At 66.3% G+C, this 8561-nt stretch carries 7 protein-coding genes; 1 reads left to right on the top strand and 6 read right to left on the bottom strand.

The window, feature by feature from the left end; all coding sequences use genetic code 11:
* Positions 1-166 precede the first annotated feature (166 nt).
* Both ATO11_RS18475 and ATO11_RS18470 read right to left on the bottom strand, forming a co-directional pair.
* Positions 167-844, bottom strand: coding sequence for an ABC transporter ATP-binding protein (locus tag ATO11_RS18475; RefSeq protein ID WP_050532408.1), 678 nt, complete (start codon positions 842-844; stop codon positions 167-169).
* Between the two features lie 3 nt (positions 845-847).
* The gene (locus tag ATO11_RS18470; protein ID WP_242601462.1) at positions 848-2347 is read right to left on the bottom strand and encodes a KpsE/RkpR family capsule polysaccharide export protein; all 1500 of its coding nucleotides are present in this window, start codon (positions 2345-2347) and stop codon (positions 848-850) included.
* A 175-nt stretch (positions 2348-2522) separates the two neighbouring features.
* Here ATO11_RS18470 and ATO11_RS18465 point away from each other — a divergent pair, with 175 nt between their 5' ends.
* A complete protein-coding gene (locus ATO11_RS18465; protein WP_050532407.1) occupies positions 2523-3338 on the top strand; it encodes an ABC transporter permease in 816 nt (271 codons plus the stop codon).
* A 4-nt stretch (positions 3339-3342) separates the two neighbouring features.
* Here the strand turns inward: ATO11_RS18465 and ATO11_RS18460 are convergent, their stop codons facing one another.
* The 4 genes from ATO11_RS18460 to ATO11_RS18445 all read right to left on the bottom strand — a co-directional run bounded on the left by ATO11_RS18460 (position 3343) and on the right by ATO11_RS18445 (position 8298).
* Entirely contained in the window at positions 3343-4449 is a 1107-nt protein-coding gene (locus tag ATO11_RS18460; protein ID WP_050532406.1) for an NAD-dependent epimerase/dehydratase family protein, read from the bottom strand.
* Between the two features lie 102 nt (positions 4450-4551).
* Positions 4552-5643 (bottom strand): DUF2793 domain-containing protein, encoded by a 1092-nt coding sequence (locus tag ATO11_RS18455; protein WP_050532405.1) that lies wholly within the window; start codon positions 5641-5643, stop codon positions 4552-4554.
* 134 nt (positions 5644-5777) lie between these two features.
* Positions 5778-6893: a ParB/RepB/Spo0J family partition protein gene (locus ATO11_RS18450; RefSeq protein WP_050532404.1), complete on the bottom strand. Its 1116-nt coding sequence runs from the start codon at positions 6891-6893 to the stop codon at positions 5778-5780.
* Positions 6871-8298: an AAA family ATPase gene (locus ATO11_RS18445; RefSeq protein ID WP_050532403.1), complete on the bottom strand. Its 1428-nt coding sequence runs from the start codon at positions 8296-8298 to the stop codon at positions 6871-6873. The genes ATO11_RS18450 and ATO11_RS18445 overlap by 23 nt, the downstream gene beginning before the upstream one ends.
* Positions 8299-8561: the final 263 nt, after the last annotated feature.

Below are 8561 nucleotides of genomic sequence, written 5' to 3'. Positions count from 1 at the left end.
GTGACACTTCTCCTTTGCAAACCCAGTGACATTTCTGAATGGTGTTTACACCAGATTAAAGACTTACCGGCGCTTCACCACCGGCCCGCGACGGGAAACTGGGACGAATCAGTCGATTTATTGTTGCGAAATCAACGACAATCGGCGGCGGTTTCCCGCCCGCCTCCTACAAATCCTCATCGATCGTCGCCGCATCCATGTTCGATTCGTGGACCGCGATCGCCTCTGCGATGTCGTCGTACCACGTCAGTTCACCGTCGTTCAGCACCACGCCCGCGTCGCAGTTGCGGCGCAGCATGTTGGTCCCGTGACTGACCAGAAGCGCCCCCGAATACCGCATCCGCTCCTTGAAGACGGCCTCGCTCTTCTGGCGAAACGCCGCGTCTCCAACGCTCGTCACCTCGTCCACCAGATAGGTGTCAAACCGGATGCCCATGGACAGCCCGAAGGCCAGCCGCGATTTCATGCCCGATGAATAGGTCCGGCACGGCAGGTAGAAATGCTTGCCCAGCTCGGCGAAATCCTCGACGAAATCGACCAGCTCGTCGGTGTCCACGCCATAGACGCGGCCGACGAACCGGATGTTCTGCAATCCCGACAGGTCGGGGTGGAACGACCCGGCAAACCCCACCGGCCAGCTGACCGTGCCCTCGTGGATGATCTCCCCCGACGTGGGATCAAGCGTGCCCGCGATCAGCCGCAGAAGGCTCGACTTGCCGGCGCCGTTCCGGCCCAGCAGCCCCACCGACCGACCGGTGGGAAACGTCATCGTCGCACCGTTCAGGATCGTGTTGGAAATCCCGTTGGTCACGAAGGTCTTGGTGACGTTCTCCAGCCGGATCATGGCTCAGCGGCGGTCCCGGATCGAATAGAAGACCAGCGTGATCAGCGCCCATCCCAGGAACAGGAAGCCCCCGATCAGCGCCAGCAGAACCGCCCGCTGCGGGTACCGCGCCTCTTCCGCCAGCGTCGGCTGGATATAGGCGGCAAGGTAGCGGCTTTGCCGCTGCGCCTCGGACAAGGCGGCGTCGTAGGAGGCCAGCGCGGCGGTATAGGCGCTTTCGGCAAATTCCCGGTCCACGGTCAGCACCTCGAACTCGCCCACCAGCGTGGCATAGCTTTCGCGCTGGCCCTCGTCATCGACGCCCAGTTTCTTGCGCTCGTCGGCGATGCGGCGGGATATGACCTCCAGCTTGCGTTCGGCATTGACGATCCGGGGGTCGTTTTCGCGGGTGGTCTCCCGCAGCAGGTCCAGTTCGATCAACGCCTCGGCCTGTTGCGCCTGAAGCGAAGTCAGCAGGCCCATCTGGCCCTGGATGTCCGCGTCGACATCGACGATCTGGTTCTTCGACCGGAATTCCGTCACCGCCTGCCGCGCCTTTCTCAGCCGGTCGACGGCGCGGTCCAGTTCCTCGCGGGCGTATCGCGTGGCGTCGTCGCGGGCGATGGCGCTAAGCTGGTTGATCATCCGGCTCGACTCGTCGAACACCGCCTGCGCCACGGCCTGCGCGTCGGCGGCCTCGAAGGCGGTGACGCGCAATTCGATCAGCTGCGTGCCGCTGTCATAGAAGATGCGCACCACCCGGTTCCAGTAATCGACAAGGTCCTCCCGCGATCCCGACGGATCGAACGAGAAGACCGGGTCGTCCGGTGCCTTGCTGTAGATCGCGCGCAGGTCCAGCACGGCATCGACCGCCTCGACCATTTCCTGGCTCTGGATGAATTCGTACAGGATGTCGGTGTCGGACGTGGCCGATCCCGACAGGCTGGTGATCCCGCCAAGGATCTCGACCGGCGAGTTGATCTCTTCCTTCCGGACCGAGAATCCCACCGTGGAATGATACTGGTCGGCGGCGACGGTATACAGGTACCAGCCCGCCACGCCGGTGGGCGCCGCCACCATCAGCAACAGCGAAAGGACCAGCATGAAATGCCGGCGCCTCGGCCTTGCGCGGGTGGCGGTCTTCTTGACCATCACGGGCCGTGGCGGGGCCTGCCCCGGACGGCCCGCTCCGCCGCCCCCTGCCCCGCCCGGAGACTGGACCTCCCCGGTCAGCGCCGCGCCTGCGGATGCCGGTGCGGGCGTGGGCGCGTTGGCGGCGGCCGTGGCCATCGCGGCGGCGGCGGCCTCGGCCTCCTTCGCGCGCTTCTCGGCCATGCGCTGCGCGTGGATATGGGGTTGCGGCCCGGTGCCGCCATGCGGTCCCCGTGGCTGAAGGGGCGCCGCCCCGTCATCCGTCCCGGTCCCGCCCTCCGCCTCGTCCGGCAAGGTCGCGTCACTGAACTTCGGGCGTGCATCGCCCTCGGCATGGCCCATGTCGCGCCGCTGCTCTGGCCTGTCGTCCATCTTCGCCCACCCTTCACTCCGACCGGCCCTGCGGCGCGGTCCTGCTGAATCGCTAACACACCCGTCACGCGGCGGGCAAATCGTTATGGCTCTGCGCGGGCCGGTCACAAACCCGCTGGCCCCCTGCCCCGCCGCCATGCCATACCTTGGCACAAGCACAGCAACGGACCCGTCGATGCACGCGCCCTCGCCCCCTGCCTTGCCCCCCGCATCGAGCCTCCGCGCCCGCCGCTTCCGCACGTGGCGCTCGATCCTCGCGCTGGTCCTGCGCGAGATGTCGACGACCTATGGCCGGTCCCCCGGCGGCTACGCCTGGGCGATCCTCGAACCCGTCGCCGCGATCTTCCTGCTGTCAGCCGCGTTCCAGTTCGTCTTCCGCACGCCGTCGCTTGGCTCGAACTTCCCGTTCTTCTTCGCCACCGGCTACCTGCCCTACATGCTGACGCTCACGCTGATGAACAATTGCGGCCGCGCGATCCGGTTCTCCCGCGCGCTCCTCGCCTATCCCGGCGTGACATGGAGCGATGCCGTCTTCGCCCGCGCGATCCTCACCACGCTCACCGACCTTCTGACCACGCTCATCGTCATCACCGGCATCGTGCTGATCTTCCGGATCGACCTGATCCTGTCACCGGGGCCCATCGTGCTGGCGCTGGCCATGGCGATCACCGTGGGCATCGGCGTCGGCTCGCTCAACTGCTACCTCTTCACCGCCTTCCCCGCGTGGGAGCGCGTGTGGTCCGTCATCACCCGGCCCCTGCTGCTCGTATCGGGGGTGATCTTCCTCTACGACACCCTTCCCGACCGCGCCCAGCCGGTGATGCTGTGGAACCCGCTGACCCACGTGGTCGGCGCGGCGCGCAAGGGCTTCTTCGCCACCTACGACGCCGATTACCTGATGCCGGTCTACGTGTTCTCGTTCGGGCTGATCTGCTGGGCCTGGGGGTTCATGCTGCTGCACCGCCACCACAAGGCGCTGATCAACAACTGACGGCTCAGCCCACCGCCGCGAACTCGCCCCGCGACCACTCGGCCAGCTCGGCCAACCCGTCGTCAAGGCTCCGCTCGGGAGCCCAGCCAAGGTCTTCCCGCGCCGCGCTGGTATCGGCCACGGCATAGCGGATGTCGCCCGGACGGAACGCCCCCGTCACCCGGTAATTCCCGGCATCCGCCCCCAGCAGCGTCAGCATCTTCTCGGCCACCTCGCGGATGGTCGTCGCCTCGCCTGCGCCGATATCCACGATGCGTCCGGGCACCTGCCCCACCACGCCCATCGCGTGGAACGCCCGCACCACGTCATCCACGTGCACGAAATCGCGCACGATCTCGCCATCCTCGAAGATGTTGAGCGTCTTTCCCTCCAGCACCTGCCGCGCAAAGATCGACAAGACGCCGGTATAGGGATTGTTGATCGACTGCCCCGCGCCATAGACGTTCTGCAACCGCAGGATGCCGACCTGAGTGTCGCTGCCCCAGAACGCCTGCTCCAGCAAATATTCCTGCATCAGCTTGGTCGAGGCATAAACCGAGGCCGGTGCCACCGGGCAATCGGCCTGCGTCGCCACCGGCACCAGCTTTCCGCCATCCGCGGCCCTCGGCGCAAAATCGCCCGCCGCCATCGCCGCCTCGTCCCGCGCGGGCGCCACCACGAGATGCCCCGCCTCGGTCCGGTGCGCGCCCTCTCCGTAGACAGACCGCGACCCCGCCAGCACCACCCGCCGCGGGCGCGCGGGCAACCGCCGCATCGCCTCGATAAGGTGGGTCGTGCCCATCACGTTGATCTCGGTATACCGCCCCGGCTCGTCGAAACTCTGGCCCGTCCCCGTCTCCGCCGCGAGGTGATAGACAACGTCGGGGTCCGCCGCCTCCAGCGCCGCGCCAAGCGCCGCCGCGTCGCGGATATCCGCCTCGATCAGCTTGGCATCGCAGGCCTTCACGCGGGCAAGGTTGCCGGGACAGCCCTCGTGCACCTGCGGGTGCAGGTTGTCGTATACGGTTACCTCGGCACTGTCCGCGAACGACGCGGCCAGCCGCGACCCGATGAACCCGGCACCCCCGGTGATGAAGACACGGGACGGTTTGATCGCGGACGCGTTGGACATGAAAGTACCTGCAAGCGGCAATATGGGACGCGCGCCCGTTTAGAGAGCACCCGCCCCAAGGGCAAGTGCTCCGCCCTGTCACCTGCGACATTCTGCCGCAGTCTAGCCGATCTTCCAGCCCCAGAACGCCGTCCCGTCGGCGGCGAAATAGCCCTGGTTCGCGCGCATGTAGCCCTGAAATTCAACCGTGTCGCCCGCTGTCAGCGCCGCCATGCCATGCACGTCCAGCGTGGTCTCCTCGGATTTGTGGGGGCCGGTATTCTCGCCATAGCTGCCGGTGATGACCGTGGTGTCATTAACAAGGAACCGCCCGCGCATGCGCACCGTCTCGGTCGTGTCCTGCTTGAACAGCAACGTGGCGTGAAAGGCATAGGTGCCGTCTTCGGGCGCGGTGAACAGCGACGTGACCGCATCGAACACACCCTGGTCGTTCGATTCCATCTGGTTGATGGCGATCCTCACCCACGTGGCTACCGGCGCGAAATTGTCGAAATTGGTGATGCCCTTGAACCGGGGCAGGTTCGGCAGGGTGACGCGCCCGGTGGCCCGGTCGGCGATCAGCGCGTCGTTGAAATTGGTCCCGTCCGTGGACAGGCTCAGGCGGAACGGGTCCGATCCGAACATGCCAAGGATCGCCTGCGTGACGTAATTCTCCTGCAACACGAGGCCAAGGTCGCTGCCGCCGGTCTCCCGGTTCAGCGTCTGGGTGAGCGCGCCGGTGCCCCCCTGCCCCGCCTCCAGCGCCGTCCACAGCGCGTTGTTCAGCCGCGCGGCAAACGGGTTCGCGGCGTCGGCGGTGGTGTTCAGGCCCAGCCGCGTGATCGCCTGCAAGGCACCCAGCGGCAGCCCGCCCCATGCCGTACCGTCATGCACGAAAACCGCGCCCGTACCCGACGACTGGCTGTCCGCGACATAGGCGATCCACCCCGCCACGGGGACATAGAACAGCCACGCTTCCCCGTTGAACGTCGTGACCTCTCCGGCATGTCCGGCCCATGCGCCGGTCGGTGCGGTGGGCAGGATGTAACTGTCGCCCGCGGCCGGGGCGGTCGGCGGGTCGGCAAGGTCATCGGCAAGGACACTCAACTGCACCAGCGTGTCCAGCGCCTGGATGGCCTCGTTATGGGTGACGTGCTTTTGCGCCTGCGCCGGGGCCAACAGGGGCAGCGACAGGGTCGGCGTGGGTTCTGACATCGCTCGGGGTCCTCGGCCTTTGGAAGATCGGGGCGCACCCTGCGCTGTCTTTCTTGCCGTGCCGGAAACGGGCCGCGCGGCCTGTTAACATTCGGGTCGGTGGCGAGGAGGTTTCGCGCGCGAAACCCCCGCCCTCAGCGCGGCTCCAGCAGCCGCTTGATCTCGGCCATGACAGCCTTGACCATATCGGCATCCACGGGCCGTCCCTCCAGCCGGATATAGTGGCCCCGGCTGTCGTAATTGCTGGCAATCGTGATCCCGTTGTCCAGCTTGTACCAGGTCGGCCCATGGCTGCTGGTCAGCGGCCCTTTCGGCTGCCGTGGCCGCCCTCCCCGGCCCTGCCCCGGCGCGTCCTTCAGCTGGGCGTCGGCCTGGTCCAGCACCGTCTCGATCAGCGCCCATTCGGTGGCCGGATCGGTGCCCCGCCCGGTGCCCAGAACCTCCCGCAGATCGCGGGTATAGCCTGCCCGAATCGCCGCCACGATCCGCAGCCCCTGCCGCTCGCTCAGAGCGGTCGGAAAAGACAGCATGTCCCCCAGTTCCTCGTGCAGTTCCGCGAAGGAGCGGATCTTGGACCGCTTCGATTTCGATCCCGTCGCATAGAGGTGATTCACCGCGTCTTCCAGCGTCTCGAACGCCCCGTGGCTGGCCGCCATGACCGCGATCCGGCCCTTCTCGTACTGGCTCAGATCCGCCCGGATCTCGTTCTCCTCGACCATCGCGACATAGGCCTTGGCCGGGGTCATGTCCTCCCGCACGAAGGCCTTGATCGTGCGGTGGCGCGGGTCGGCGGTTGCGGCCCACAACTCCCTCACCGCCTTCAGCCGCCGCCAGCCCGAAATCAGCCCGAATTTCTCGGTCTCGGTGGCGGGATGAAGGGGGAAAACCTCGATCGGCAGGCGGACGCCGTAGAGGTCGATGGACAGGCGCAGTTCTGCCATGTCGGCCTCGTCCGACCCGATCCTGTCTCGCATCAGCTCGTCCGCGACGATCTCGTCCACCGGGATTTCCTGGACCACCAGCCCGGCGGCGAGAGCTTCCCGGTAGCGATCCAGTTCGGCCTTGTCGGCCCGGTCGGTGGGCGAGGCGAGGGAGCCGGCGGCGGCCGCCTCGGCGGCGACCTGGGCGATGGGCGGGACGGGGCCAAGGCCGGGCGGGGCAGGGGAGGCGGAGGTTTCGCGCGCGAAACCCTCCTCCATCTCCTTAAGGTTGGCCTCGGTCGGGACCTCAAGACGCTTGCGCTTGGCCATGATCCGCCTCCCCGTTTTCACTCTCTGTTCCAGCCTGATTCATCTGCAAATCCCGCCACCACGACCCCAGCAGAAGCTCCTTGAACTCGGCATAGGTCCGGTCGAACGCCTCCCGCCCGCGGGTATAGGTTTCGCGGTTGAAATCGCGGTAATCGGCCTCGTAGATGCCGTTCACCTGCTCCCCGGCCTGACCCACCAGCGCGGTGTAGTCCTGCCGGTAGGCGTTCATGAAATCGCCGAAATAGGCCTGGATCACGTTGGCCAGATCGGTCTGCTGGGAGGCGTCGAAGCGGGTGATGACGGCGCGGACGACGTCCCATTCGAACTTCATCTCGGGCAGTCCCGCCGCCCGGCGCTGCGCGTTTTCACCCTCTTCGATCGACGCGAAGGTCGAGTAGAGCATGTCAAAAAACCGCCCCGTAGAGTCGAATTCGAGGAAGGACGCGCCGAGGGGCACCAGCAGGATATCGGCCGCCGCGAGAGCGTTGATCGTGAGGTAGCCAAGCGCCGGGGGCGTGTCGAGGATCACGAGGTCGTAGCGGTCGAGGATGCCGTCATTTTCCAGAAACCCGGTCAGTGCGTCCCAAAGGGGCCAGCCGCGCAGGGCCATGCGCCAGACGGGCACCTGGAATTCGGCCCAGTAGAGGTTCAGCTGGGCACCGATCAGGTCGATGTTGGGCCAGTGGGTCGGCTGGATGACGGAAGCCGAATCCGTCTCTAACGCGGCATTCAGGGTCTCATCGAGGGGCAGGGGGGCCTCTCCGCGCGCGGCGCGCACGCGGTTTTCCTCGACCACGTGGCGGGCGTAGTCCTTGGCCAGCAGCGGGAACACCGTTGACCATTCGTCGGGCACCTGCCCGCCGAGGATCGAGGTCATGGATCCCTGGCTGTCGAGGTCGATCACCAGCACCTTGTAGCCGTCGAGCGCGGCAGACATGGCGAGGTGCGCGGCGGTGGAGGTCTTGCCCACGCCGCCCTTGAAATTGGCGACGGCGGCGACCTTGGCCGGGAAGCCCTTGGGCCGCCACGGCAGGTATTCCTTGGTCGCAGCGCCTTCGGCGGCGAAGTGCTGGCGCAGCGTCAGGACCTCGTCGAGGGTGAACCACTTGGAGCCGCCCTGTCCCTCGCCCTGCGGCAGGTCGGGATTGAGGCGCAGCACGCGGCGGAAATGGGCGGGCGCGACGGGGATCAGGTAGCGGCAGATCTCCCATGTCGAGAACTTGCGCAGGCGCTTGCGCCCGTCGGGCGCATAGCCGCGTTTGGCGAGGTCGGTGCGGCCCCGTTCGGCAAAGGCGGCGGCGCGGGCGAAGCGGGCGGTATCGACCGGATCGCCAAGCCGCGAGGCCGCTGCCTGTGGCGAGATGTTCTGGTAGGGTGGGGGGGATTCGTCGGGATGTTTGGCCACGGCGCTGCTCCTGCCGGTGATGTCACGCGTTTTCGCGCAGATTGCATGAATGATGGCACATCGCGTGCGAAAAGGGAATCGCCACGTTCGACGGGATATGCGCCGGGGTTTCGCACGCGAAACCTGTCCAGATCCTGATTAAGAGAAGAAGATCACACCGTATAAAGTGTGGAATCTTTAGTTTGTTTAAGAGTCTTTAGGTGTGGGAAACGCTTTGCAATCAATGGGCTAGCCTCGTTTGGGTGCCGGGATACGGGGGGGCG

The sequence above is a fragment of the Pseudaestuariivita atlantica genome, from assembly GCF_001205715.1.
Taxonomy (GTDB): Bacteria; Pseudomonadota; Alphaproteobacteria; order Rhodobacterales; family Rhodobacteraceae; genus Pseudaestuariivita; species Pseudaestuariivita atlantica.
This window is presented reverse-complemented; position numbering and strand designations above follow the sequence as displayed.